The 26,411-nt window shown below is 68.6% G+C and carries 24 protein-coding genes and 1 riboswitch; of the genes, 14 read left to right on the plus strand and 10 right to left on the minus strand.

Going from position 1 to position 26,411, the window contains the following annotated elements; translation table 11 throughout:
* Positions 1-7 precede the first annotated feature (7 nt).
* The gene (locus tag QSJ18_RS11495) at positions 8-286 is read right to left on the minus strand and encodes an Lrp/AsnC family transcriptional regulator (RefSeq protein ID WP_286326587.1); all 279 of its coding nucleotides are present in this window, start codon (positions 284-286) and stop codon (positions 8-10) included.
* Positions 283-2,058, minus strand: coding sequence for a DEDD exonuclease domain-containing protein (locus QSJ18_RS11500; RefSeq protein WP_286326588.1), 1,776 nt, complete (start codon positions 2,056-2,058; stop codon positions 283-285). The genes QSJ18_RS11495 and QSJ18_RS11500 overlap by 4 nt, the downstream gene beginning before the upstream one ends.
* Before the next feature lie 581 nt (positions 2,059-2,639).
* A riboswitch (cyclic di-AMP (ydaO/yuaA leader) is annotated at positions 2,640-2,829 on the plus strand.
* 15 nt (positions 2,830-2,844) lie between these two features.
* On the opposite strand from QSJ18_RS11500, the gene QSJ18_RS11505 reads away from it, so the two are divergent.
* From QSJ18_RS11505 to QSJ18_RS11520, 4 genes are all read left to right on the plus strand, one after another.
* Positions 2,845-3,522 (plus strand): C40 family peptidase, encoded by a 678-nt coding sequence (locus QSJ18_RS11505; RefSeq protein ID WP_286326589.1) that lies wholly within the window; start codon positions 2,845-2,847, stop codon positions 3,520-3,522.
* A gap of 190 nt (positions 3,523-3,712) precedes the next feature.
* Positions 3,713-4,714 (plus strand): NlpC/P60 family protein, encoded by a 1,002-nt coding sequence (locus QSJ18_RS11510; RefSeq protein WP_462476058.1) that lies wholly within the window; start codon positions 3,713-3,715, stop codon positions 4,712-4,714.
* A 26-nt stretch (positions 4,715-4,740) separates the two neighbouring features.
* Complete coding sequence (locus QSJ18_RS11515; protein ID WP_286326591.1) at positions 4,741-6,135, plus strand: gluzincin family metallopeptidase; 1,395 nt, start codon at positions 4,741-4,743, stop codon at positions 6,133-6,135.
* Positions 6,136-7,260 carry a glycosyltransferase family 4 protein gene (locus QSJ18_RS11520; protein ID WP_286326592.1) on the plus strand — a complete coding sequence of 375 codons (1,125 nt, stop codon included), beginning with the start codon at positions 6,136-6,138 and terminating at the stop codon, positions 7,258-7,260.
* A gap of 78 nt (positions 7,261-7,338) precedes the next feature.
* Here the strand turns inward: QSJ18_RS11520 and QSJ18_RS11525 are convergent, their stop codons facing one another.
* Positions 7,339-9,147, minus strand: coding sequence for an AMP-dependent synthetase/ligase (locus QSJ18_RS11525; protein WP_286326593.1), 1,809 nt, complete (start codon positions 9,145-9,147; stop codon positions 7,339-7,341).
* A gap of 145 nt (positions 9,148-9,292) precedes the next feature.
* On the opposite strand from QSJ18_RS11525, the gene QSJ18_RS11530 reads away from it, so the two are divergent.
* From QSJ18_RS11530 to QSJ18_RS11555, 6 genes are all read left to right on the plus strand, one after another.
* Positions 9,293-9,748: a hypothetical protein gene (locus QSJ18_RS11530; protein ID WP_286326594.1), complete on the plus strand. Its 456-nt coding sequence runs from the start codon at positions 9,293-9,295 to the stop codon at positions 9,746-9,748.
* Between the two features lie 3 nt (positions 9,749-9,751).
* Positions 9,752-10,189 carry an SRPBCC family protein gene (locus QSJ18_RS11535; protein WP_286326595.1) on the plus strand — a complete coding sequence of 146 codons (438 nt, stop codon included), beginning with the start codon at positions 9,752-9,754 and terminating at the stop codon, positions 10,187-10,189.
* 20 nt (positions 10,190-10,209) lie between these two features.
* A complete protein-coding gene (locus tag QSJ18_RS11540; RefSeq protein ID WP_286326684.1) occupies positions 10,210-11,433 on the plus strand; it encodes an ArsA-related P-loop ATPase in 1,224 nt (407 codons plus the stop codon).
* A 141-nt stretch (positions 11,434-11,574) separates the two neighbouring features.
* Positions 11,575-11,970, plus strand: a complete 396-nt coding sequence (locus QSJ18_RS11545; RefSeq protein WP_286326596.1) for a hypothetical protein — start codon at positions 11,575-11,577, stop codon at positions 11,968-11,970.
* A gap of 6 nt (positions 11,971-11,976) precedes the next feature.
* The gene (locus QSJ18_RS11550; protein WP_286326597.1) at positions 11,977-12,942 is read left to right on the plus strand and encodes an ROK family protein; all 966 of its coding nucleotides are present in this window, start codon (positions 11,977-11,979) and stop codon (positions 12,940-12,942) included.
* Positions 12,943-13,049: 107 nt separating this feature from the next.
* Entirely contained in the window at positions 13,050-13,757 is a 708-nt protein-coding gene (locus QSJ18_RS11555) for a lysophospholipid acyltransferase family protein (protein ID WP_286326598.1), read from the plus strand.
* A gap of 85 nt (positions 13,758-13,842) precedes the next feature.
* Here the strand turns inward: QSJ18_RS11555 and QSJ18_RS11560 are convergent, their stop codons facing one another.
* Positions 13,843-15,495: a mannosyltransferase gene (locus QSJ18_RS11560; protein ID WP_462476053.1), complete on the minus strand. Its 1,653-nt coding sequence runs from the start codon at positions 15,493-15,495 to the stop codon at positions 13,843-13,845.
* 111 nt (positions 15,496-15,606) lie between these two features.
* Here QSJ18_RS11560 and QSJ18_RS11565 point away from each other — a divergent pair, with 111 nt between their 5' ends.
* Positions 15,607-16,092, plus strand: coding sequence for a polyadenylate-specific 3'-exoribonuclease AS (locus QSJ18_RS11565; RefSeq protein ID WP_286326600.1), 486 nt, complete (start codon positions 15,607-15,609; stop codon positions 16,090-16,092).
* A gap of 28 nt (positions 16,093-16,120) precedes the next feature.
* A complete protein-coding gene (locus QSJ18_RS11570; protein ID WP_286326601.1) occupies positions 16,121-17,527 on the plus strand; it encodes a class II 3-deoxy-7-phosphoheptulonate synthase in 1,407 nt (468 codons plus the stop codon).
* Between the two features lie 24 nt (positions 17,528-17,551).
* Here the strand turns inward: QSJ18_RS11570 and QSJ18_RS11575 are convergent, their stop codons facing one another.
* Positions 17,552-18,829, minus strand: a complete 1,278-nt coding sequence (locus tag QSJ18_RS11575) for a protein kinase domain-containing protein (RefSeq protein WP_286326602.1) — start codon at positions 18,827-18,829, stop codon at positions 17,552-17,554.
* A 41-nt stretch (positions 18,830-18,870) separates the two neighbouring features.
* Between QSJ18_RS11575 and QSJ18_RS11580 the strand changes: the two genes are divergently transcribed.
* Complete coding sequence (locus tag QSJ18_RS11580) at positions 18,871-19,236, plus strand: Rv2175c family DNA-binding protein (RefSeq protein ID WP_286326603.1); 366 nt, start codon at positions 18,871-18,873, stop codon at positions 19,234-19,236.
* On the opposite strand, the gene QSJ18_RS11585 is transcribed toward QSJ18_RS11580, so the two are convergent.
* Genes QSJ18_RS11585 through QSJ18_RS11600 form a run of 4 tightly spaced genes read right to left on the minus strand, consistent with a single transcriptional unit; the run spans position 19,205 to position 24,436 of the window.
* Positions 19,205-20,227, minus strand: a complete 1,023-nt coding sequence (locus QSJ18_RS11585; RefSeq protein WP_286326604.1) for a phytoene/squalene synthase family protein — start codon at positions 20,225-20,227, stop codon at positions 19,205-19,207. The genes QSJ18_RS11580 and QSJ18_RS11585 overlap by 32 nt on opposite strands.
* A complete protein-coding gene (locus tag QSJ18_RS11590; protein ID WP_286326605.1) occupies positions 20,224-21,720 on the minus strand; it encodes an alpha-(1->6)-mannopyranosyltransferase A in 1,497 nt (498 codons plus the stop codon). Before QSJ18_RS11590 ends, QSJ18_RS11585 begins: the two co-directional genes overlap by 4 nt.
* A complete protein-coding gene (locus QSJ18_RS11595; RefSeq protein ID WP_286326606.1) occupies positions 21,717-23,303 on the minus strand; it encodes a phytoene desaturase family protein in 1,587 nt (528 codons plus the stop codon). The genes QSJ18_RS11590 and QSJ18_RS11595 overlap by 4 nt, the downstream gene beginning before the upstream one ends.
* Positions 23,303-24,436, minus strand: coding sequence for a polyprenyl synthetase family protein (locus tag QSJ18_RS11600; RefSeq protein WP_286326607.1), 1,134 nt, complete (start codon positions 24,434-24,436; stop codon positions 23,303-23,305). The genes QSJ18_RS11595 and QSJ18_RS11600 overlap by 1 nt, the downstream gene beginning before the upstream one ends.
* Positions 24,437-24,494: 58 nt before the next feature.
* Here QSJ18_RS11600 and QSJ18_RS11605 point away from each other — a divergent pair, with 58 nt between their 5' ends.
* Positions 24,495-25,490 carry a methylenetetrahydrofolate reductase gene (locus tag QSJ18_RS11605; RefSeq protein WP_286326608.1) on the plus strand — a complete coding sequence of 332 codons (996 nt, stop codon included), beginning with the start codon at positions 24,495-24,497 and terminating at the stop codon, positions 25,488-25,490.
* Positions 25,491-25,493: 3 nt separating this feature from the next.
* Here QSJ18_RS11605 and QSJ18_RS11610 read toward each other — a convergent pair whose 3' ends face one another.
* Positions 25,494-26,393 carry an LppM family (lipo)protein gene (locus QSJ18_RS11610; RefSeq protein ID WP_286326609.1) on the minus strand — a complete coding sequence of 300 codons (900 nt, stop codon included), beginning with the start codon at positions 26,391-26,393 and terminating at the stop codon, positions 25,494-25,496.
* Between the last annotated feature and the right edge of the window lie 18 nt (positions 26,394-26,411).

Consider the following 26,411-nt stretch of genomic DNA (forward strand, 5'->3'; position numbering starts at 1 on the left):
CCGGCGGTCACTCCTCGCCGATGGAGAATCCGCCTTCGACGTCGGAGCTGGAATAGCTGCGGAAGGCGATGTGGGTGGCGCTGTGGCGTACCCCCGTCAGCCGGTTGATCTTGCCGGTAACCACCTCGGCGATCTCTTCGTGGTTGCGTACCCGGATCTTGGCGATGAGATCGACGTCGCCGGCGCAGGAGTAGACCTCGGCGACCCCGGGGATGTCGGCGACCGCCTGTGCGGTCTCCGGAATCTGGTGGATGTCGGCCTGGATGAGCACGATGGCGGTGATCATGACCTCAGCCTAGACAGTGTCGGCGGTGTTTCGCGGGCGGCCCGTGCGGTCGTGACCCACCCGATCCGGCGTTCGGCGCTTCCGGTGGGCAGCGTCAGCGGCGCCGAGCAGTCGACGATGCGCGCGTCGGGTTCGGTGATCCAGCGGTAGATCAGGGCAGCCTCCTCGGGGCTCGCCCCGGCGAGCGGACCGTCGTCGGGGATGACGGTCTCCGCGGATGCGACCAGGGCGTCGACGACCGGCATCGGTGACACTCCCCGTCGGGCGCCCCCGGCCGCGGCGAGTCGCCCGTGGCGGATGACGGCGAAGTGCCAGCCGCCCCGCGCATCCGGGCGGGCGACGACCAGTTCGGCGATCGTGCACAACGAGCCGAGCCGCTGACACCGGGCGAGTGCCTCGATGGTGACCGCCAGCCGGTCGCGATGGCGGGCTGCGGTTTCGAACAGCCGGGAATCGGCGAGTTCGCCGAGCCGGGTGTCGAGGATGCCGAGTAGTTCGTCGGACTGGCCGAGCATCGCCGCGCGCACGGCGATCACCCGGGGTAGGTAGTCGGGCAGCGTCTGGGGTTGGGCGGACGCCGCATGGCACCGCCCGACGGGTGAGTCGGAGGTGCACCAGTGCAGGCTGCGCGCGCCCAGCCGGGTGGTGCAGCTGCGCAATCCGGCCGCCGCGGCGAGCGCGTCGGCGACGGTGGCCGCGGTCGTTCGGTTGCCGATCGGGCCGATGGAGTCGGGTGTCGGGGTACACGCGATCTTGAGTCGCGGGAACCGTTCGGCGGTCAAGGTGATCCACCAACCACGGCGCGGCTGGGTGGAGCGGCGGTTGTAGGCGGGGGTGTGCGCGTCGATGAGGCGCAACTCGCGCACGGCCGCTTCGAGTGCGTGGCTGCATTCGACATGGTCGATGCGCTCGGCGAGGGCGACCATCTCGCCGATGCGCCGCCGCGGATCGGCACCGGTGAAATAGGAACGCACCCGGCGGCGCAGATCGACCGCGGTACCGACGTAGAGCACCTCACCGGCGGGGCCGCGGAACAGGTAGACGCCTGGCCGAGCCGGGAGACCATCGGCCAGATGGCGTTTGGCGCGGAGGCGGGGATTGGCACGGGGTAGGTAGTCGGTGAGTTCGCCGACGCTGTGTACCCCCTGATTGCCCACCCGTTCGAGGAGGTGGTGAAACACCTCGACGGTGGCCCGGGCATCGTCGAGGGCGCGGTGGGTGGGGCGGACCGAGACGTCGAAGAGGTCGGCGAGGGCGGAGAGGCGGACGGTGGGGGCCTCGTCACGGCTGAGGATGCGACGGGCCATGGTGACCGTGCACAGGCTGAGCGTGAACGGCCAGCCGAGATCGAGGCGCATCGCGTTCTGGCGGAGGAAGCCCATGTCGAAACGGGCGTTGTGGGCCACCAGGATCGATCCGCGGGCGAATTCGATGAAGGCGGGCAACACCTGCTCGATGGGTGGTGCGGCGCTGACCATCATCTCGGTGATGCCGGTGAGGGTGACGATCTGCGGTGGGATCGCGCGGCCGGGGTCGACGAGGGTGGCGAACTCGCCGACCACCTCGCCGCCGCGGATCTTGACCGCGCCGATCTCGGTGATGCGGTCGTCGTGGTGGTTGGAGCCGGTGGTCTCCAGGTCCACCACGACGAGGGTGGTGTCGAACAGTGCGCGATCGGAGAAGCCGTGCGGGTCGTCGGTGGTGTCGGCGTCGAGATCGGCGAAGGTCAGCTGGCCTTCGGTCGCTGATCCGGCGCGGGTTGTCACACTCACGTGACGAACATTAGTTCGATGGTCCGACAAGGCTTCGATCGTAGTTGTGATGTTGCTCGAGTGGTGGCCGTGACGGATGGTGCGAACGGTTTTGTCGGTGCCCGGTCTTAGTGTCGGTCCCAGTCGGAACCGGGTGGTTTTCGAGGTCGAATCGGCCGCCATCGGTCACCGAGACCGCAATTGAGATGGAGATCACATATGTACATCGAGTGCACCAGCTGTCCAGGTCGTCCCCTCGCCTGTGAGGGATGCATCGTCAATGTGCTTCTCGGGCCTCCGAACTGGGAGGATACGCAGAATCGGCGCCCGGATCCGCACGACTCCGACGATCATGTGATCGATGCCGCCATCGATGAATTCGTCTCGGCTGCAATGGTGTCGAATGCTGCTGCACGATCTGCAAGAAGCTCGAAAACGGCAGTTCAGGGGCCTGTCGGCGGCCGATCGCTGCGAATTTTGCGAGCCGGCTGAAAAACGGGCGAATCGCCGAGTGTGCGGCCCTGGTGGACAGACCCGCATCTGGTTTCGTAACCTTTCTGAGACCTTTGCAGAGCGTCCCGCTTCACCAAGAAGTGGTCTGCACGAGGTCATCGCTTAATCGCCCTCGTGGCGAACCGGGGAACCACCATCTTCGGACGTTGTCCGAATCGGGGTGAATCGCGTGCGTAATGCCGTGCGTGTCATATCGACACGTCGGGATCCCGCATGTGTAGGGCCACTCTTCCGGCCCGAACCCGACAGCTAACTCGGTAGGCGATAGAGGGAGAAATAAGGAGAACTCGCTTCGTGGCCAAACATCGTTTGGAACAGCCCAACCGCGGGGGCAGTGTTGCCAAGAAGGCGGTGATCGCCGGATCGATCACGGTCGGTTCGCTCGCCGCTGCTGCCGGTCCCGCCCTGGCTGCCCCAATTCAGGTCCCCGGCCTCGGTGCCATCGAACTGCCCGGCGCCCATCACCAGGCCACACCGGTCAAGAAGCAGCAGCCTGCCAAGAACCAGGCCGCGACCGTGGAGATTCCGAATGTCGGAACCTTCACCGTCCCCGGACTCACCCAGAACCAGATCCCGGATCAGTTCAAGCCTCACGGCGGCAAGGCCTCGCCGTTCGGGATGCCGCAGCTGACCGCCGGTGAGAAGGCTGTGCGCGCCGCTGAATCCAAGCTCGGCGCCCCCTACTCGTACGGATCGGCCGGACCGGACGCATTCGATTGCTCGGGTCTCGTCTACTGGTCCTACAAGCAGGCCGGACGCACCCTTCCCCGGGACAGCTACGGACAGCTCGGCGGCGGCCGTGCCGTGTCCTACGCCGATGCCAAGCCCGGCGACGTCCTGATCTTCAACGGTGGCGGCCATGCCGGCCTGTACATCGGCAACGGCATGTTCATCCACGCCTCCACCTATGGCGTGCCGGTGAAGAAGGCCGCAGTCAAGGAGTGGTCGCTCGTCGGCGTTCGGCGTTACTGAGCCGTACGACGATGGAGTGACATCTGGTGATGGGCGGGTCGCGCACAGCGTGATCCGCCCACACCTGTCATCTGGCCCAAACGGCTTGATGTAGAGGAGAGATGACAGAGTGGTATCCCGATCGGGAAGCGGTCGCATCGCCGCGATGATGCATTCGCGTTCCTTCCCGGCCATCATCGCGGCGGGTCTGATGTCCGTCGTGCTCGCGGTTCAGGTCGGTATCTCCGGAGACGCCGGCCAGGCGAACGCCATTCCGGCCCGGACCGCCGACCAGCTGGTCGCCGATTACAAGAAGCTCGGTGTCGACGCCGAACGTACGACCGAGGCGATGCACAACGCCCAGATCGAGTACGACAAGCAGCGTCGGCTGGTGGTCACCTCGCGCAAGGCCGCCGCGGATGCGCAGCGTCAGCTCGACACGACCGGTGCTCAGCTGGCCGTCTACCAGAAGCGTGTCGACGGGATCGTCCGCGCCAGCTACCGCGGTGCCCGCATCGGCGGCCTGTACGCCGTGCTGGTCGCCGATTCGCCGCAGCAACTCCTCGATCAGATGTCCGGGCTGGACATGATCGCGCGGCAGGCCGCCCGCGACCTGGCCCAGCTCAAGGACAGTCGCAAGCGGATCGTCGCCGCCAAGGCCGACGCCGAGGAGACCGCGTCCACCGCTACCGAGGCCGTGTCCAAGGCCGAACGTGTCCGCGGAGACCTCCAGGCCAAGCAGGCCGACGTCCAGCTGCAGGCGATCCGGATCCGGGCCGTCTACAACTCGATGACCGGCCGCCAGCTCGCCGCCCTCAAGGGACAGAAGTTCGACTTCGACCCGCGGATCGTGCCCAGGGGCACCTCGGCGGCGCTGATCGCCGTCCAGGCCGCGCTCACCAGAATCGGCGATCCTTACGTGTGGGGTGCCACCGGCCCCGACCAGTTCGACTGCTCGGGCCTGATGGTGTGGGCCTTCAAGCAGGCCGGCCGGACTCTGCCGCGGTCGAGCCAGGCACAGATGGGGTCGGGAACTCCGGTCGACCGCAAGGATCTGCAGCCCGGCGACCTGATCATCTACTACGGCGGTGCCACGCACGTCGGGATGTACGTCGGTGACGGTTACGTCATTCACGCCTCCACCTTCGGCGTTCCGGTCAAGGTCGTTCCGGTCGACGAGGCCGGGCCGTACAACACGGCTCGGCGGTACTGACACCGACCGCGGTGCGACGATCCCGCATGTCCGGCGCGATCGTCGGGCGCGCACTGACCGGCGCACTCGTCGTCGCCCTGTCCGGGTTCGCCCTCACTGGCTGTAGCGGCGGTGAGACGCCGTCGCCGGGACCGTCATCGGTGGTCGGGGTATCGGGTGGGAGTGGACCGACCACCGCACTCAACGTCTACGAACGCCAGCGTGCCGACGGTGTCGGCGCACTGCTGGACAGCTTGAGCGCCGCACTGCTGCGCGGCGACACCGCGACGGTGGCCGCGCTGCTCGACGATTCTGCGTCCCCGGGGTTCCGGACCCGGATCATGACCGTGGCAAGCAACCTCGCCCGGACCGCGCCCGGACCGCGCGGCCGGTCGCTGCGTCCCCGGCTGCTGAGTCTGCGGCTGGCGCCCACCGAAGAGGCCGAACGCCTTCTGCCCGAGGCCGTCCAGTCGCGACTGGACGCCCAGGGCAGTTCCGATTCCTGGCTGGCGCCGGTCGATGTTCATCACGCGCTGGGGGGTGCGTCGACGCCCGGAGCCGACGAACCGGAGATCGTGCAGTCCTATCCGCTCGTCGTCGCGCGCTACGGGGACAGCTGGAAGCTGGTGGGGGACGCGACGCTGGTCGCCGAGACGCCACCGGCCACCCAGTTGTGGGAGCTGCCGGGTCTGGCCGCGACCGACGTGGCCACCGCAGGCGGGACGTCGGTGATCGCCTCCTACCGGGGTACCGACACCGAGGTGGCCCGCGTGCGCCGGCTGCTGCCCGGTGCCATCGCCGCCGTCACCGCGTTCTGGGGCGGGGAGTGGCCGCAGCGCGCCGTGGTGGTTGCCACCGGATCTGACGACGAATTCGCGGCGCTCGCCGCCGGTGGCGGGGTAGGAACCGCGGCGGCCACCGTCTTCGACCGGATCGACACGCGAAATCAGGTGGTGATCGGGCAACGGGTGATCCTGACCCCGGCGGCGCGCGACCTGCCCGAACCCGCGCTCGGCGTGGTGCTGCGCCATGAACTGACTCACGTCGCCGCCCGGCTGCGTACCTCGACGGCGGCGCCGATGTGGCTCACCGAAGGCGTACCCGAATATGTCGGCCGGAAGGGCACTTACACTCGGATCCCGGATGCCGCCCCCGATCTCGCGGAAGCGGTGCGGTCGTCGGGGGCGCCTGCCGGACCGCCGGCCGACGCCGACTTCCTCGCGGGTGGGGCGCAAGCTCAGCTGGCCTACCAATCGGCCTGGTCGATGGCGGCCTACGTCGCGCAACGGTTCGGCGAGGATCGGCTGAAGAACCTGTACCTTGGCGTGGCGGCCACGGCCGATCGGGGCCGAGCCGACGCCGCCGTCCAGGCCGCGCTGGGCATCACCCGCACCCGGCTCGTCGCCGACTGGCGCAGCTGGCTCACCGAACAGGTCCGCTGAATGAATCGAACGCTGCTGATCACCAATGACTACCCGCCGCGTGCGGGTGGCATCCAGTCGTATCTGCAGAACCTCGTCGACCTGCTGCCGCCTGAGCAGATCGTCGTCTACGCCCCGCGGTGGCGGGGTGATTCGCATGTGGAGTTCGACGCGAAGGTGCCCTATCGCGTGTACCGGCACCCGACGACCCTGATGCTGCCGACCCCACTGGTCGCGCGGCGGGCCGCGAAGATCATCGAACGCGAACAGATCGATACCGTGTGGTTCGGGGCGGCGGCGCCACTTGCGGTGCTGGCGCCCGCCGTCCGCCGTGCCGGCGCGCAGCGGGTGGTGGCGAGTACCCACGGGCATGAGGTGGGCTGGTCGATGCTGCCGGGCGCCCGGCAGGTGCTGCGGTTCATCGGCGCGAACACCGACGTGATCACCTTCGTGAGCCGGTATACCCGTGGACGTTTCGCCGCCGCCTTCGGTGCTCAGGCGTCCCTTGAGTATCTGCCGCCAGGGGTGGACATCAACCGTTTCGCCCCGAATCCGGCGGCACGGGAACAGATGCGGGCGACGTTGGGAATCGGCGATCGGCCGACGATCCTGTGTCTGTCGAGGCTGGTGCCGCGGAAAGGACAGGATGCCCTGATCCGGGCGCTGCCGCTCATCCGGCGCGAGATCCCCGACGTCGTACTCGTCATCGTCGGCGGTGGCCCGTATGCCGAACGGCTGCACCGGCTGGCCGCCGACGAGGGCGTCGCCGACGACGTACTGTTCACCGGAGGCGTTGCGGGAGAAGACCTTCCGTCCTACCACAATATTGCCGATGTCTTCGCCATGCCGTCGCGTACGCGGGGTGGCGGGCTCGATGTGGAAGGTCTGGGCATCGTCTACCTGGAGGCGTCCGCGAGTGGGGTCCCCGTGGTTGCCGGTACCTCGGGTGGGGCGCCGGAAACGGTCCGGGAATCGATCACCGGAACCGTGGTGGACGGCACCGACGTCGACGCCGTCGCGCTGGCGGTGTTGTCGATCCTGTCGAATCGAGAGGCGGCGGCGGACATGGGCCGTCAGGGACGGGAATTCGTCATCGAGAACTGGCAGTGGCGACAGATGGCGGCGCGACTGGCGCAGCTGCTCTGACTCGACTGCGAGACAAGGTATCTGGACGACGATCGCCCCGCACCGGATGGCCGGTGCGGGGCGATCGTCGTCAGAAACCTACTTGGCGTAGATCGCGGCGATGTCGGCGGCGAACTTCTCCGCGACGACGTTGCGCTTGACCTTGAGGGTCGGGGTCATCTCGCCGGTCTCCTCGGTGAAGTCGACACCCAGGACACGGAACTTCTTGATCGCCTCGGCATGTGACACGGTCTCGTTGGCCTTGTCGATGGCGAGCTGGACGGCGGCACGCAGGTCCGGGTCGTCGGTGAGGTCGGCCACGGTGGCGTCGGCGTCCTTGCCGTTGCGTTGTTTCCAGGCCGGGAACGCTTCCGGGTCGATGGTGATCAGGGCGGCGATGAACGGCTGCGCGTCACCGACGACCATCGCCTGGGATACCAGTGCATCGGCCCGGATTACGTCTTCGAGACCGGCGGGGGAGACGTTCTTGCCGCCCGCGGTGACGATCAGTTCCTTCTTGCGGCCGGTGATGGTGATGAAGCCGTCGGCGTCGACGGTGCCCAGATCGCCGGTGTGGAACCAGCCGTCGGTGATCGCGGAGGCGGTCGCCTCGGGATTGTGCCAGTACTCGCCGAAGACGACGCCGCCGCGCAGCAGCACCTCACCGTCGTCGGCGATCATGACGGCGTTACCGGCCAGCGGCTTGCCGACGGTACCGATCCGGACGCCGTCGGGGGTGTTCACGGAGAAGGCTGCGGTGGTCTCGGTCAGACCGTAGCCCTCGTAGACCGGGATGCCGACGCCGGAGAAGAAGTGGCCCAGACGTGCGCCGAGCGGTGCGCCGCCGGAGATGGCCATCGCACATTCGCCGCCGAGGGCGGTACGCAGCTTCTTGTAGACGAGGGCGTCGAAGATGGTGTGCTTGATCTTGAGCAACAGGCCTGCCTGGCCACGTTCGGTGGCGGCGGAATAGGCGATCGCGGTTTCGGCCGCGGCGTCGAAGATCTTGCCCTTGCCCTCGTCGTGCGCCTTCTGGCGAGCGGTGTTGTAGACCTTCTCGAAGACACGCGGCACCGACAGGATCAGCGACGGTTTGAAGACCGCGAACTCGGGCACCAGGTTGGCGATGTCGCTGGTGTGACCGACCTCGGCACCGGCCTCGATGGCGACGAGGGTGATGGCGCGGGCCAACACGTGCGCGAGAGGCAGGAACATCAGCAGGCGCTTGGAATCTCGCTTGATCAGCTCGTCGAGGATGTCGCCCTCCAGGACGGCGCGCACCTCCGACAGCATGTTCGCGTGGGTGAGTTCGCAACCCTTGGGGCGGCCGGTGGTGCCGGACGTGTAGATCAGGGTGGCCGCATCCTTGGCACCGACGGAGGCGCGGCGCTTGGCCACCTCGTCGTCGTGCAGGTCGGCACCGCCCGCGACCAACTGCTCGACCGCTCCGGGGCCGTCGGTGCGGTCGATCTGGAAGACCGAGACGGCGTTGGGCAGGCCGTCGATGGATTCGAAGGCGGCGCGGTGGCCGTCGTCTTCGAGGACGATGGCGGTGGCACCGGAGTCGCGCAGGATCCATTCGATCTGCGCGGCCGACGACGAGTCGTAGATCGGGACGGTGATGGCCCCGGCCGACCAGATCGCGAAGTCGAAGAGATTCCACTCCAGGCGGGTTCGGGAGAGCAGTGCCACCCGATCGCCTGCGTTGATGCCTGCGGCGATGAGGCCCTTGGCGATCGCACTGATCCGGTCGGCGGACTCGCGAGCGGTCACCGGAACCCAATCGGCTCCTTGCTTATGGCGGAACACCACCTGTTCGGGGTTCTTCGCCGCGATGCCGAAGATGATGTCGGTGCAGTTCTCGTCATCGGCGATGGAGAACTTCGCCGGCACGCTGAACTCGGTCATCGTCGAACCTTTCACTATGACGTTGATGGGCCGCCGACCCCGGATGCAAGGTGTCCGAGCGTGGCTGCGTCCTAGATGTTAGACCTGCCTTCCCCGTAGGTTACCGGCGAGTCGGTTTCCGGGTAGGCGGTCTGAAGAGCACCAGATGACGCAGGGCACCTGTCCGGGCGTGGCGCGAATATGTGAAGCTAATGACGTGACGAGTATTCAGGTGGCCGACGAGACCTTCGTCGCCGCGGCTCCCGCGCTGGTCGCCGACGTGATCGGCGAGCGCGCCAACTGGCGTCGCTGGTGGCCCGACCTGCGGTTGACGGTCACCGAGGACCGCGGCCCACAGGGTATGCGGTGGACGGTCGACGGCCCGCTGACCGGAACCATGGAAATCTGGTGCGAGGCAGTCCTCGACGGATTCGTCCTCCACTACTTCTTGCATGCCGAACCGGTCGCGTCGCTGCCGGACGCGCCGGAGGCACGCGCGGACGTCCTCGCCGAGGCCAACAAGTTCCGGCGGGTGGCGGGCAAGGTCATGTCGTTCGAGGTCAAGGACCGGTTGGAAGCCGGCCGGGAGATCGGTGCCCCGGCCGTCACGGCGGAAGGGTGAGCAATGGCCGACCACACCGAGCGTGACATCGTCATCAATGCGGATGCGGCCGACATTCTCGCCGTCATCGCCGACTTCGAGCACTATCCGGACTGGGTGGGTGCGGCCCGCGAGGTTCAGGTGCTGGCCACCGACGCGCAGGGTCGGGCGAGTGAAGTTCGCTTCGTGCTCGACGCCGGTGTCCTGCAGGACACCTATGTGCTGGCCTACGAGTGGGATCGGGACGGCACCGGGGTGTCGTGGCGGTTGGTGTCTAGTGACCTGCAGGCCGATCAGCGCGGCCGGTACCTCCTGTCCGAACAGGTGCCCGGTTCGACGAAGGTCACCTACGAGCTGATGGTCGACCTGGTCGTGCCGTTGATCGGTGCCCTCAAACGCCGTGCGGAGAAGGCGATCACCGACGCGGCCCTCAACGACCTCAAGAAGAGGGTCGAAGGCTGATCGACCTCACACCCATCCACCTGGTACTCGGGCCGGGCGGGTCGGGGGTATCGGTGGCGGCAGCGGCCGCTGCGGCCCAACGGCCCCGGGCCCGGGCGGTTCAGCACACCCAGATGACCGCCCCCGACCGGCATACCCTGCTGATCACTCTCGACCGACGATCGCCGATCACCTCGTGGGCCGGGGTCTACCGGCAGCCGGGGGAGGCGGTCGCGGTCACCGCTCACCTGCACCTGCTGACGCTGGAACGACTCGACCTCACCGAGCAGACCTGGTCGGCGTTCGTCGCGGTGCTCGCCGACACCCTCGGACAGTCGCGGATCGCGTTACCCGGCCTTGGACGGGTAGCCGAGATCGATGCCGCGGAACTGACCGCGCTGCCCGGGATCGAGGACTTCCTGCTGTTGCGCCGCATCCGCGACGAAGCCGTCAGCGGCCAGTGGCAGCGCATCGTCGTCGACTGTTCGGGTATCGGCGACCCGAGTGCGCTCCTGCGTTCCGGTGCTGTCCTGGCCCAGGCCCTCAACCGGTTCTGGCCCCGCCATCGGCGGTTGGCGGTCGCCGCCGAACGCCCGGCCCTGGCGGCGATGGTCGCCGCGGTGGACTCCATCGACCGCGACTGCGCCGATATCGCCGAGGTGTTCACCGATCCGCACGCGGTTGCCGTCCATGTGGTGCTCGGCGCCGACGACCGCGGCCGGCGGCTGGCGCAGCCGATCCTCGCCGACCTGGATCTGATGGGATTGCCGCTGGCGTCGGTTCTTGTCAACGAGTCGGCGGTGGGCGCCGATCCAGCCGGCACCGTCGAACTGACCGCCCACCTCGACGAGGTGCTCACCGTCCGCACCGACGACCCGACGGTTGCGATCACGGTGATCCGGCGCTCGCCGGAGCCCATCGACCGGGTCGCGCGGTTACGCAAACTCGGGGTGAGCTTCGCGCCTCCGCACGGTCGCGCGCAGGGCTCGTCGTCGGCGACGGTGGCGGTGCTCGGCGGCAGCGGACTCGACACCACCTTCGAATTGTCCTGGCCGCAACTGCTCCCCGAACCCGATCGGCTGCGTCTGGGGCGTAGCGCCGACGATCTGCTCGTGACGGTGTCGGGGTTCCGGCATCCGGTGCGCCTGCCGTCGGTGCTGCGGCGGTGCCAGGTCGTGGACGCGGCCTGGGATGGCGTACGGCTGCGGATCCGGTTCGTACCCGATCCGGCCGTGTGGCCGCAATCGGGAACCGGCCGGGGCTGAGCGTGGCGCGACCGCCGCGGGTGGCCTGGCTACCCTGGATGCGTCAGACCCCGGTCACCGGGTAGCGTTTTGCACCTGAGCCGGGGTGTGAACCTCGCGGTGACGGAAACGACCTTGCCTCCGGAAGGAGTACGCCCGGCGATGACCACGGACGACGAACACGCCGCCGGAGAGGATCCGGCGGGCGCCGACAGCGGAGATCCGGTCCGGGAACTACTTCTCACACTCGCCAATCAGATCGATCAGATCGCCATGTTGTTCGGTGGCGGACGGGGTTCCGGGCCGACCGTCGGGTTCGGCGGTCTGGATTCGGTCGGGGTGGGGCTGGCCGACGTGTCCGGCGAGATCTCTGGACTGTTCAGCGAGATCGGCGACCTACTCGCCCGTCTTCTGGCCGCTCTCATCGCGGTGCTGGAATCCATTGCTGCCGCACTGCGCTCGGATCCGATCGCCCCGCAGGCGCCCCGACAGTACGAGCCGATCGAGGTTCGGATCAGCCCCGGTGACCGTAGCGCCGGTGGGCCAGATGAGCGGTGAGAGCTGATGGGCGCGTTGACGATCGGTATCGACATCGGCGGTACCAGCGTGCGGGCGTCGGTGGTCGATGATCGTGGCACGATGCTCGACACCCTGCGGGCGGCCACCCCGCCGACCGCGCAGGCCCTCGAACACTGTCTGGATCGGCTGACCGGCGAATTGACCTCGCGCTGGACGGCGGAGGCGGTCGGGCTGGCCATCGCCGGATTCCTGACCCCCGACCGTGAGATCGTGCGGTTCGCGCCGCATCTGCCCTGGCGGGAGGCGCGCGTCGCCGCCGAGATGAGTGCACGGGTGGGGTTGCCGGTTTTCGCCGAACACGACGCCAATTCCGCGGCCATCGCCGAGTATCGCTTCGGCGCCGCGGCCCGCGGGCACAACACGCTGGTGCTGGCGATCGGCACCGGCATCGGCGCGGGACTTCTCCTCGACGGCGAGATCTACCGCGGAAGTTATGGCGTCGCACCCGAATTGGGTCATCTGACGGTGGTGCCCGACGGTCGGCCGTGTTCCTGCGGCAAGCGCGGCTGCTGGGAACGCTACTGCAGCGGTACCGCCCTGGTCGACAACGTCGTCGAACTGCTCGCCGACGACGATTGGGGCCGAAGCCAACTCGCGGCCGACGTCGCCGCCGATCCGGGTTCGCTGACCGGCCGGCGGGTCGCCGGTGCCGCCGCCGACGGTGATGCGGTCGCCGCCGCGGCGATGGCAGGGTTCGCCGGTTCGCTGGGGCAGGGGCTGGCGATGATCGCCGACATCTTCGATCCCGACCTGATCGTGCTCGCCGGTGGGGTGGGCGCCGCATCCGGATTGTTCCTGGACGAGGCCCGCGAACATTACGCCCGATTGGTGACCGGTCCCGGCCATCGGCAACTGGCGCGGATCCGAGGCACCCAGCTCGGCGAATCGGCCGGCGTGATCGGTGCGGCCGAGATCGCGCGGCAAGGTCTGTTGCGCACATCCGAGCGGTGAATCCGAGGACTGTGATGGGCAATCTCGGCTACCCGGCGAGGCCGGTTCCGCGGTGGGTAGAGTTCGGATGGGATGTCGTTCCGGTGAGGTGTGGGTGAGGAGAAGCGATGTGGTACTGGGCGTTCAAATATGTCTTTCTGGGTCCGCTGCTCCGTGTGCTCGGGCGGCCGAAGATCGAGGGACTGGAGAATCTGCCCGAGGAGGGTGCCGCGATTCTGGCGAGTAACCATCTCGCCGTGATGGACAGTTTCTTCCTGCCGCTGATGGTGCCGCGGCGCATCTACTTCCTGGCCAAGTCCGAGTACTTCACCGGCACCGGGCTCAAGGGTGGTTTCCAGCGCTGGTTCTTCACCGCGGTCGGCCAGATCCCCATCGACCGGTCCGGTGCCGAAGCCGCCGAGGGTGCGCTGATCTCGGCACGCAGGCAATTGTCGAAGGGCGAACTGATGGGGATGTACCCGGAGGGCACCCGCTCCCCGGACGGGCGACTGTTCAAGGGCAAGACGGGCCTGGCGCGGATCGCCCTGGACACCGGTGTGCCGGTCATCCCGGTCGCGATGATCAACACCGACAAGTTCAATCCGCCCGGGACCATCTTTCCGCGGCCGTCGAAGGTCGTCGTGCGCATCGGTAAGCCGCTGAACTTCGCGCGCTACGAAGGTATGCAGGGCAACCGGTTCATCGAGCGATCGATCACCGACGAGATCATGTATGAGCTGATGCAGCTCTCCGGTCAGCAGTACGTCGACATCTACGCGGCCAGTCTCAAGGACCCGAAGCCTGCGCCGGAGCCGCCGGCCGCGACCGCCGCCTGACGCTTCTACGACGAACCGCCCGGGAATGATCCCGGGCGGTTCGTCGTATGCGTGGGGCTGCGGGCGCCGGGTCGATGCCGGCGGATCAGACCTGCGGTGAGGTGGGTTCGTGTTCGCCGAGCGCGTCGATCAGGGCGGGTAGCCAGGCACGGTCGGCGGGCACCATCGTGTCGAGGTCGAAGTCGCGCAACTCCGCCGCCGATACCCAGCGCAGGTCGAGATGTTCCAGTGCCCGCGGTGCCCCGGAGACGAGGCCCGCGCGGTAGGCCCGCAGGACTCGCTGCGCGGACAGTGCCACCTCACCGCCGAGCTGTTCGGCGGGTTCGACGTCGACGCCGAGTTCCTCCCGGATTTCCCGGCGCACCGCATCGTGCGCGGTTTCGGCGGGTTCGACGCGGCCGCCGGGCAGTTCCCATTTGCCTGCCAGCGCCGCCGGCCGTGACCGTTGGGCCAGCAGCAGGCGTCCGCCGTCGATGATGGCGGCGGCGACGACGACCGCGGGCTCACCGTCGACGGCGCCCGAGTTGGCATCTGATGTGGTCGTCGTCGATGCGGCCGCATCGGGCGTGGTGTTGGCCGGTTCGGGCCGAATGTCGGCGACGGCGATCCAGATCAGGGTGGCCAGGGCCATCAGCGACCAGGACGCCCCGAGGATGTCGGCGGGCACGTTGGGCAGATTCCAGCCGACCTGGGTGAAGATCTTGAGTAGCCACGGGATTCCTGCGGCGGACAGGATGAACCAGATCCCGAAGACGACCGGGGCACCGCGCCGCCGGCGGCCGCCGCCGTGGATGAGCCAGATCGCGATCGGCAACAGCCAGACCCAGTGGTGGGTCCAGGAGATGGGGGAGATGAGCAAACCCAGCAGCTGCACCACGATCAGCACGCCGAAGGTGTCCTCGCGCAGCTTGCGCCATGCGGCGATGGCGAGGATCAGCGCCACGAGTGCCGCGATCATCCATATCCACGAGGTGCCGACGTCGTGGCCGACGATCCGCGTCAGCGCCCCGCGCAGACTCTGGTTGATCGGGCGGGCGACCGGGCCGATGCGGTCGGCGTCGCCGATCAGGTCGCGGTAGTAGGTGCGGGTGATGTCGGGAAAGAAGATGTAGCAGCCGATCACGGTCGCCAGGAAGGCGATCGCCGCCGACACCGCACCCAGTGGCCGCCGGATCGCCAGATACCAGAGTCCGGTGATCGCGGGTGTCAATTTGATGCCGGCCAGCAATCCGATGAGCGCACCACCGGCCAGGACGCCGCGTGAGCTGCGTGCCCAGGTCGCTGCGAGCAGGGTCGCGAACATCAGGAAGACGTTGATCTGTCCGTAGTCGAGGGTGACACGTACCGGTTCGCACCAGATCGCCCCCGCCGACCACAGTGCCGCGGTCGCGTAGGCGCCGGTGGCCATCCCGCACAACCGCAGCGCGAGGACGGCACTGCCGTACAGGGCGGCGAAGGTCGCCACCTGCCAGACGAGGGCCACCACGGTCCACGGGATCAGCGACAGCGGGTACAGGACGACCGCGGCGAACGGCGGATAGGTGAACGGCAGCGCGAAGTCGGTCGCACCGGTGTAGGTGAAGTGGTAGAGCGAACCGTCGGTGAGGCCGGCGGAGCCATCGCGATAAACGTGCAGGTCGACGAAGTTCCTGCCGTTGACGGTCAGCGTGTCCCACACCAACCGCGAGATGATCGACGCCGCCAGGATCGCGGTCGCCAGCACAGACCTGGAGCGCACGGGTTCCAAGGGTAGCGAGCGCGGTGCGGACCTTCTCGGCCGAGTCAGTTGGGAGGCCGCTGCCATGAGTCGCTGATCCCTCCCGTCGCGGGGCGCCTAACCTCTCTGGTTATGCGCTACTTCTACGACACGGAGTTTATCGAGGACGGCACGACAATCGAGTTGGTGTCGATCGGTGTCGTCGCCGAGGACGGTCGCGAGTATTACGCGGTGTCGACCGAATTCGATCCGGGGCGGGCCGGTGAGTGGGTGCGCGCCAATGTGTTGCCCAAGTTGCCCTCACCGTCGTCGTCGGCGTGGCGGGATCGTCGTCGCATCCGCGAGGACCTGCTCGACTTCTTCACCGCTGACGGCGGCGAGGTCGAGTTGTGGGCCTGGGTCGGTGCCTACGATCACGTGGTGTTGTGCCAGCTGTGGGGACCGATGACCGCACTGCCTCGCGAGATACCCCGCTACACGCGCGAATTGCGCCAGCACTGGGATGCCGCGGGCCGCCCGTCGCTGCCTGCCTCGCCGCGCGACGCCCACGACGCGCTCTCCGACGCGCGTCACAACTGGAACAAGTGGCAAGCCATCGAGCGATCCCGGTCACGCTGAGCACAACGCTCTGAACTACCCTGGTTGGGTGGTGAACTGGACCGTAGACGTGCCGATCGACGAACTCCCCGAGCTGCCGCCGCTGCCGGGTGATCTCGATGACCGCTTCCGCGACGCGATCAGCCGACCGGCATTGCAGCAGCCGAGCTGGCCTGCCGACGAGGCGCGCAAGATGCGCACCGTTCTCGAGTCGGTGCCGCCGATCTGCATGCCTGCCGAGGTGGCGGGGCTGGCCGACCAACTCGCCGAAGTTGCGCACGGCCGGGCGTTCCTGTTGCAGGGCGGCGACTGTGCCGAGACCTTCGCCGACAACACCGAACCGCACATCAAGGGCAACATCCGCACGCTGCTGCAGATGGCTGTGGTGCTGACCTACGGCGCGAGCCTGCCGGTGGTCAAGGTGGCGCGTATCGCCGGGCAGTATGCGAAGCCGCGCTCCTCCGATACCGATGCGCTGGGCCTGCCCTCCTACCGGGGCGACATGGTCAACGGCTTCCCGGCCGATGAGGCCGTACGTGCGCACGACCCGTCGCGGCTGGTCCGTGCCTACGCCAACGCGGCAGCTGCGATGAACCTGGTGCGCGCGCTGACCGGCGCCGAGGCCGACCTGCGCCGCGTGCACGACTGGAACCGGGAATTCGTGCGCACCTCGCCCGCGGGGGCGCGCTATGAGGCCCTGGCCGCCGAGATCGACCGCGGTCTGCGGTTCATGGACGCCTGCGGCGTCACCGATCAGAGTCTGGCGTCGGCGTCGATCTTCGCCTCGCATGAGGCACTGGTCCTCGACTACGAGCGCGCGATGCTGCGCCTGGCCGATGATCCGCGCCCCGCCGAGGGGGCCGAGGCGGGCAAGGTGCTCTATGACCTGTCCGCACATTTCCTGTGGATCGGGGAGCGGACCCGTCAGCTCGATGGTGCGCACATCGCCTTCGCCGAGCTGATCAACAATCCGATCGGGGTGAAGATCGGGCCGACCACGACGCCCGAGCAGGCCGTCGAGTATGTCGAGCGGCTCGACCCCCGTAAGCAGCCCGGACGACTCACGCTGATCGCCCGGATGGGCAACGGCAAGGTGCGCGAGGTGCTGCCTGCCATCGTCGCCGCGGTCGAGAAGACCGGCCACAAGGTCATCTGGCAGTGCGATCCGATGCACGGCAACACCCATGAGGCGTCCACCGGGTACAAGACCCGACACTTCGATCGCATCGTCGACGAGGTGCAGGGCTTCTTCGAGGTGCATCACGCACTGGGCACTCACCCCGGCGGCGTGCACGTCGAACTGACCGGGGAGAACGTCACCGAATGTCTCGGTGGCGCACAGGACATCTCGGATCTGGACCTCGCCGGCCGTTACGAGACCGCCTGCGATCCGCGACTGAACACCCAGCAGTCACTGGAGCTCGCGTTCCTGGTCGCGGAGATGCTGCGCGGCTAGTCCCGCAGCAGTGGGGGCCGCCGCTCAGCCGAGACTGAGCAGGTGGTGGCCCAGCCACCAGCAGGCGACGCCGGCACCGACCGCGACGAGCAGCACGAAGCCGAGCCACAGCACCGCCCGCAGCGCGGGCACGGTGTGGTCTTCGACGGTGGCGAGTCCCGCGCGCCGCACGATCTCCGAAGGCCGTTGGCCGCGGGCGGGATCGGCGTGTGCCGGATCGGCGTACAGCTGATCGGCGTGTGCCGGTTCGCTGCCGGGTTCCGGCGCCGGATCGGGTTGCCGCGCATCATATGTCCCACCGCCGGGTGCGGGGGAGGGTGCGCCCGTCGAGTCCGGCAGAAACGGTCCGGGGTTCGACTGCACGCGCGTACCACCCAGCCGGGGGCCGGCCGGCCGATGCCGCGCCATCGTGGCCTGCTCGGCGGACCGGTGTGGCGCGGGCACCGTGAACGGCGGTAGATCGAGCGCGTCGGCCATGTCCAGCAACGCGTCGCGCATCGCGAATCCGTCCGGGAAACGTTGCGCCGGATCACGTTCGGTGGCGCGCAGGATGATCTCATCGAGTTGCGGCGGCACGCCATCGACCACATCGCCCGGTGTCGGGACGTCGTAGTTGAGGCGCTGATAGGCCAGGGCCATCGGGGTGTCACCGCGGAACGGTGTTCGGCCGGTGAGTAGTTCGAAGAGCATGACGCCCATCGAGTAGACATCGCTGCGTGCGTCGGCGTGCGCGGACTCGACCTGTTCGGGCGACAGGTAGGCGGCGGTACCGAGGATGACGCTGGCCGAGGTGACGCCGGCCTCGGCGACGGCGCGGACCAGTCCGAAGTCGGCGATCTTCACCTCGCCGGCATGGGAGATGAGGATGTTCTCGGGTTTGACGTCGCGGTGGACGAGGCCGGCGGCGTGCGCGGTACCCAGGCCACCGAGTACGGGGTCGGCGACCGCCACGACCGCATGCGGCGGCATCGGCCCGCGCTCGCGAAGCAGTTCCCGCAGGCTGCCGCCGTCGACGAGTTCCATGACCAGGAACACGATGTCGTGATCGGTGCCCTGGTCGTACACCGCGACCAGCCCCGGATGTTTGAGACCGGCGACCGCGCGGGCTTCGAATTCGAAGCGCCGCAGGAAGAGCGGGTCCCCGGTGTAGCGGTGGTCCATGACCTTTACCGCGACATCGCGGCCCAGCCGCAGATCCACCCCGAGATAGACCGCCGACATCCCGCCGCGGGCGATCAGCGCGTCAATGCGATACCGGTCCTCGATCACGATGCCGAGGAGAGCGTCGGCCGGACTGTTCATGGTTGCCGAATCTACCGGTAGCGCCGGGTACTGTATCGGATGTGGGTTCGCTGCCGTTGTCTCCCGACACTCTTCCGCCCGATGTGGCCATCCTGACGACCGATGACGTCGCCAAGCGACTGAAGGTGTCGTCCGGCCGTGTCCGGACACTCATCCATGAGCATCACCTGCTCGCGGTGTCCCGTGATGGGCAGGCGGCGGTGCCGGAACTGTTCTTCGACGATCTCGGTATCACCAAACATTTCGTCGGTCTCGTCGCCGTCCTCTTCGACGGCGGGTTCACCCGCGACGAGGCGATGTCGTGGTTGTTCACCGTGCAGGACGATCTGGGGATGTATCCGGCGGCCGCGCTCCACACCGACTCGGCGCGCGAGGTCATCCGCCGGGCGCAGGCGCAGGCATTCTGAGGGTTGCCGCGGCGACCCTGGCGAGTCGACGTCGCCGGGTGACGATCACCCGGTGATCCAACACCGCGTAGTCGCAGTCCTCGATCGCGGTGAGGATGTCGTGATAGGTGGTCGCCGCGGCGGTGATCGCCGGCGCCGAATATCCCGGTAGCGCAGCAATTCCCGGCCAGGCACGCCGGTACTGGTCGCGATTGACGGCGATCAGGTGGGCCAGTGCCCGGCGCAGTGGTGTGCTCGTGCGCCCGGCGAGCCGGTCGGCGCGCAGCGCCGCCTCGTCGACCCCGAATGCGGCGAGTTCGTCGGTGGGTAGATAGATCCGGTCGCGGTCGAGGTCCTCGGCGACGTCACGCAGGAAGTTGGTCAGCTGGAAGGCCTCGCCGAGCGCGGCGGCAGCGGCGGCTGTCGACGGTGTCGGGTCGGCGCCGAGGACGGTGAGCAGTTGCAGCCCGATCACCGCGGCCGATCCGTAGGTGTAGCGAGCCAACTCGTCGAAAGTGCGGTACCGGTCGGTGAACTCGGCGGTACCGGGGACATCCATGCGCATCGACCGCAGAAAGGCGTCGAAGGTGTGCGGGGCGATCTCGTAGCGGAGCACCGTCTCGTGCAGCACCGGCAGGATCGTGGCAAGCCGATCGTCGGTGTCCACCGGTCCGCTGGGATCGGTCGATCGATCGACGGCGAGCGTCGCGTGCAGGGCCGCGGCGATCTCATCGAGTCGACGGGCGGCGTCGGGCCGGGTCGGACGCGGACCGCCCGCACTGGGCACACCGCCGGTCACGTTGCCGTCGACGGTCCCATCGACGACGTCGTCGACGATGCGGGCGAAGGCGTAGAGCGCGAAGACCGCTGCCCGGCGTTGCGGCGGAAGGAGATGCGCGGCCAGGAAGTAGGTGCGGCCCCCGTGCGCGGTGATCGTGCGGGCCAGCCGGTGTCCGGCGGCGAGCCGATCGGCCGCGGCCACCGGGACAAGCGGGTTCGGGTCGGGGGTCATGTCGAGGTCGGCACCGGCTGCCGGGACGGGTCACCGGCACCATGCCACGCCCAGCGGCCGAACCGGCCCAGGCGCAACGGGTCCGGGTGCAGCAGCGACCAGCCCGCGAGCAGTGACAGCGCACCGGCCAGCAGGAGTGCACCCGGCTGGTAGAACGCGATGGCGTCGTCGGGCTGGAAGACGATGAGCAGGAAGGTCGACGCCCCCACGATGGTGGCCCGCGCCCAGCCGGGCAGCGTGAAGGCCACCGCGATGCCCAGCGCCCAGGTGTAATACCAGGGCAGTGTGGATGGTTCGAGGATGAGCACGGCGAGCATCGCCCATGCGATGCCGGCCACCGCGTCGCGTTCGTCGTGCCGGTGGCGCCACCACAGCGTCACCAGGATCACCGCGAGCAGTCCGGATCCGATCGTCCGGGTGACCTCCAGTACCGGTTGCAGATTCAGCGCCACGAACGGAGCCGCCACCAGGGTGACCAGGTGCGCGGCCAGGGTAGGTGCCGTGAACCAGTTGATGATGACGTCGGCGTAGCCGAGTCCGGTGAGCCAGCCCAGCCCGAGACCGACGATCAGCGTCCAGGCGCCGAACACCGCCACCGTCACCCCGATCACCGCGGCGAACACGCCGACGACATCGCGGGCGGTGACCGGGCGGCGGGAGCGGATGTGCGACAGCCAGATCCACACCGCGAACGGGATGGCCACGCCGGCGGTGATCTTGATCGAGACGGCCAGACCGAGGACGGCCAGCCCGCTGAGGTGGCGTCCGGTCACCAGCAGCGTCAGCCCGGCCAGCAGTACGCCGATCATCAGCAGTTCGACATGCGGCCCGGCGACCAGGTGGATGAGGACCATCGGGTTGAACAGCAACAGCCACAGTCCGGCCTGCGGCGACGCCCCGAAGTGCTTGGCCAGGCGCGGGACCGCCCACAGTGACAAGAAGAGTCCGGGCAACAGCACCAGGCGCATCACCAGCACTCCGAGGATGACGTGGTCGCCGGTCACCTCGGTGACCGCGCGGATCATGCCGACGAACATCGGACCGTAGGGTGCCGAGGTGGTGGCCCACACCTGAGCCATGCTGTCCAGGAGTGGACCCGGATGGTGGGCCGGACCGTCGGCGTAGGGGTCGAAGCCCGCGCCGAAGACCGCGCCCTGCGCCAGGTAGGCGTAGACGTCACGGCTGTAGACGGGGACGGTCAGCGTCAGTGGCGCCGCCCAGGCGAGCACCCAACGCTGCAGCGACGCCACCGACACCCCTGATTCAGGCGCGTGGACGAGTCTGCCCAGGCGTACCCACGCGAACACCATGGCTGCCACCCCGGCCCAGAAGAGGATGGCGCACAGGGTCTTCCCGTGACCGTAGGTGAGCCAGCTCAGACCAAGGTCGGTCAGCAGCCGATGATTGCGCGGCGGGTCGCCGACACCGAAGGCGCCCAGGCATACCAGCACCGCGCCGACGGTGCCGAGGACGAGTTCGCGTCGGGCGGTCACGGCGTCCTCTCGTCGATGGCGCTCGATGCCGCGATCGGATGATCGGGACCGAGGAGTCGTTGGGCCGCGAGATGGCCGGAGACCAGGACCGGCGGGATGCCGACGCCGGGCAACGTCGAGCTGCCGGCGAGGAGCAGATTCGGCAGCCCGGGCCACTGGTTGGGGGTGCGCAGTGGACCGGTCTGGCGCAGCAGATGAGCTGCGCCGAACGGGGTGCCGTCGGGCAGGCCCGCGTCGGCCCAGGTCCCGGGGTGATCGACCTTGGCGACGGTCATCGACGAGATGCCCTGATAGCCACGATGTTCGAGGGCGCGCAGACATTCGCTGACGTAGGCGGGTGTCAGGGCGTCCCAGTCCAGCTCGGCGACCGCGAGGTTCGGGCACGGTGCGAGTACCGACACCGCTTCGCGGGTGCCGCTGGTGAAACCGTCCGGATCGGTCACCGCGGGACGGGTGATGAGAAAGGACGGATCGCGCATCGGCCGGCCCGGCGCGCGGGTGAGGTCGGCGAAGGTCTGTGCCCAGGCGTCGCCGAAGTCGACGGTGTGGTGGGCGCGCGGCCACTCGGCGCTGATCTGTGTGTCGACCGTTCCGTGTATCACCAGGGCCGACGGTGAATGCCGGATGTTGCGCCAGCGCGGACCCCGGGGTCGTTGGGTGGCGAGCAGGCCGGTCAGCCCGGCGATCGGCACGGTGGCGACGACGGCGTCGGCGGTCAGGAATTCCTCGCCGCCCGCGGCATCCCGGACCGTCACGCCGTCCACGCGCCGACCGTCGGTTCGGATCGCGGTGACCGTGGTGGACAGGCGTAGCTCGCCGCCGGCGCCGGTCAGGCCGTCGGCCAGGACCCGGCCGATGCGGCCCATTCCACCGCGCGGATGCCAGGCGCCGCGGCCGATGTCCATGTGGGCGATGACCCCGTAGATGGCTCCCGCTCGCTGTGGTGCCACACCGGCGTACAGGGACTGGAAGGTGAAGACCCGTTGCAGTCGCGGATCGGTGACGAAACGCCCGATGGCCGGGGTGAGCCTGCGCAAGGCGCCCATGCCGACGAGCCGGGCGGCGGCGCCTGCCAGCTGAGGGTCGATCAGATCGCTTGTCCGACTGAGGTTGTGGTCGATGAAACCGTCGAACTCGGCATCGTAGAGGTCGGCCAGCCAGTCGCCGAGCGCGTCCACGCCTGCGGCCTCGTCATCGCCGAAGACGGTGGCCACCGCGGCCCGCAGTTCGGTGCGATCGCGGGGGACCGGGAGTTGGGTGCCGTCGGCGAAGCGGGTGAGATAGGTCGGTGCCACGTCGATCAGATCCAGTTGGGCACGCGTGGCGGCAGCGTCGAGCCCGACCGCGGCCAGCGGTGCCGTGATCAGTTCGGGCATCGTGAGCACGGTTGCGCCGGTGTCGAATCGAAGGCCGTCGATGGTTTCGGTGCGGACCAGGCCACCCGGTACGCCGGCCCGTTCGACGACGGTCACGGCGCAGCCGGCGCCGCGCAGCCACAGTGCGGCTGACAATCCGGCCAGGCCGGCGCCGACGACCACCACATGGGAGCCGTGCACCGGACGATCGAGCGGTGCGGCTCTCATCAGGCCTCGCGATGGGCGGTGCGATGGGCGACCGCGGTCAGTTCGGTCCGGATCGCCGGATCGATCGCGGACGACGACAGGGTGGCGAGTGCGGAGTCGAGCAGTGTCGAGATCTGGCCCTCGATCTCGGCGACGGCGCCGACCTCGACGAGAATATTTCGCGCAGAAGCCAATTCATCTTCGGACAGCGGATGGCCGATCGACGCGCGCAGGGCGCAGGCCAGTGCGGGATCGTGCTGCCGGGCACGGTCGAGTCCGATCGCCAGCAGGGTGGTGCGCTTGCCGTCGATCAGGTCGTCTCCGGAGGGTTTCCCGGTGCGCGCCGGGTCGCCGAACACCCCGAGTAGGTCGTCACGCAACTGGAAGGCGATACCCAGATCGTGTCCGACCGCACGCAGCTCGTCGATGACCGATGGGTCGGCACCGGCCAGCCGTGCGCCGAGTTCGAGGGGGCGCGCCACGGTGTAGGCGGCCGTCTTGTACCGCATCACCCGGTAGGCGGCGTCGGCCGATTCGTCGCCACTGGCCTCGTTGACGATGTCGAGGTACTGACCGGCCAGCACCTCGGTGCGCATCGCCGCCCAGGTGTCGCCGACACCCGCGGGGAGGGCGGCTCCCGGACGGGGATCGTCGTCGGGCCCGGACGGGGTGTGGCCGTGGATGAGGTCGTCGGCCCAGGACAGCGCGAGGTCGCCGGCGAGGATGGCGGCCGACACCCCGAAATGTCCGGCGTCCCCGGCCCACGACGCGTCCGCATGGCGGGCTTCGAAGGTGCGGTGCACGGTCGGGCGTCCACGGCGGGTGTCGGAGCGGTCGATGATGTCGTCGTGGATGAGGGCACAGGCCTGTACCAGTTCGAGGGCTGCGCCGACGCGCAGCGCCACGTCGGCCCCGGTCGTGGGGTCGGTGTGGTCGGGCTGTCCGCAGCGCCAGCCGGCGTAGGCGAAGACCGGACGGATGCGTTTGCCGCCCTGCAGCACGAAGTCGCGCACGGTCTCGGCCGCGACCCCGACGACGGGGGAGATCTCGGCGGCCACCGCCACCGCGCTGTCGAAGAACGTGCCCAGCACGGCCTCGACGGCCGCGGGCACCTCGTCCAGGGACGCCGGGGGTGTTGGGCTCGGGGTGCTCACCCTGTCAGGCTATGCGACCGGCCAGGGTGCACCGCAGGTGAGTCCGTATGATGGTCGAGTGACTCCAACTCTGCCCAACCGAGCAGGTCAGCCCGGCTCCGATCGCGCGCCGTCGATCGTCGAGCGGCTGGCGGCCCCGCACCGTGGACCGGTGCCCTTCTCCGTCGAGTTCTTCCCGCCGCGCGACGCCGATTCCGAGGCGCGGTTGTGGCGTGCGGTCCGCACCTTCGAGCGGCTCGGGCCGGCTTTCGTGTCGATGACCTATGGTGCGGGCGGCTCCACGCGCGACCGTACGGTGCGGATCACCGGCGAGCTGGCCGCCCAGACGACGCTGCTGCCGGTCGCCCACCTGACCGCGGTCAACCACAGCATCGCCGAACTCCGCGCACTCGTCGGTGCCTACGCCGACCAGGGCATCACCAACATCCTCGCGCTGCGCGGTGACCCACCCGGCGATCCGCTCGGCGAATGGGTGGCCCATCCGGCGGGCGTCGAATATGCCGCCGAGCTGGTGAGTCTGATCGACAGTCTCGGCGATTTCCACGTCGGTGTGGCCTCCTTCCCGGAAGGCCATCACCGATCACCGGACCTCGATCACGACACGGCCAATCTGGTGCGCAAACTGCGCGCCGGTGCCCAATATTCGATCACCCAGATGTTCTTCGACGTCGACCACTATCTGCGGCTGCGCGACCGGGTGTCGGCGACCGACGCCGAGCAGGCCCGCAAGCCGATCATTCCCGGTCTGATGCCGATCACGTCGCTGGCCAGCGTGCGCCGGATGGTCGAGCTGTCGGGCTCGGTCCTGCCGCCTGCGGTCGAGGCGCGGCTGGCCGCGGCCGCGGGCGACGGTCCCGAGGAGGACCGTGCGGCAGTGCGTGCGGTCGGTATCGACCTGGCCACCGAGATGGCGGAACGATTGATCGCCGAGGGAGCACCCTGCCTGCACTTCTGCAGCCTGAACTTCGCCAAGGCGACCTCTGAGGTGCTCGAACGTCTCGGCGTGGACGTCGGCGACGCGCTCAGCGCGCCCGCGCTGGCCGGCGGTTCCTGACCGTCACGGGGTGCGGGACCCGGGCGCGCTACCCTTGGCAGCGCCCGACGTCGTCCCGGTGGTGCTCGGCGTGCCCTTCGTCGCCGAACCGGTCGGCGTGCCCGCCGTCGTCGGGCGTCCCGGTCGCGGAGCCCGGTCCCGGTTGCGGTAGGCGATCCACACGATGATCCCCACCACCACCAGGCACAGCAGCGCGACGAACCACGACCAGCTGGAGACGGCGGCGGTCGCCGGGTCGGCATAGGTCGCGTCGGCGGTGAAGTCGGCCGGTTTACCCGACTCGGGACTCCAGGTCACCGACGAATCGCCGCTCTGCTGGCCGTTGGTCGCGGTCACCGGGCCGTCGAAGGTGATCGTCATCTGCACCTGATCGCGGCCGGCGACGAGTTCGGTCAGATCGGCGCTGCCCCGGAACCGGACCACCTCGTCACTGCGGTTGGCGGTCAGGTCGATGGTGACCGTGGTGTCGTCGAAAGCATCGGCGACGATGTCCCCGAGCTGACTGAGCTGACCGGAGGTGAGGTCGGCGAAGCTGACCCGCGTGCCGACTCGGGTGATCCGATCGTCGGCGCCCGGTGAGTCGGAGTCCTCGGTCGGGGTCGCCGGGGTCGAATCGGGGGTACTCGGCGACGACGGCACCACTTCGGTGCTGTTGTCGGCGTCGGCGCGGAAGTCCGTGAGCGACACCTGCGACATCATCGACTCGGGAAGGTCGATACGCGGCTGACCATTGGGATTGTCCGGGGTCGTCGTGACCACGATGGTGCCCGAGTAGCGGTCGCCGACCGAGGTCGAACGTTCCAGGCAGCCGGTGAGCAGCGGTGACACCATCACCAGGAGCAGCGCCGACAGCATCGGCAGCAGACGGGCCATCGCAGGGTGTGTGGTTCGCACGGTGCTCATCGTGCCAGACATCACGGC

This window comes from Gordonia heveisoli, from assembly GCF_030315745.1.
In the GTDB taxonomy this organism is placed as follows: domain Bacteria; phylum Actinomycetota; class Actinomycetes; order Mycobacteriales; family Mycobacteriaceae; genus Gordonia.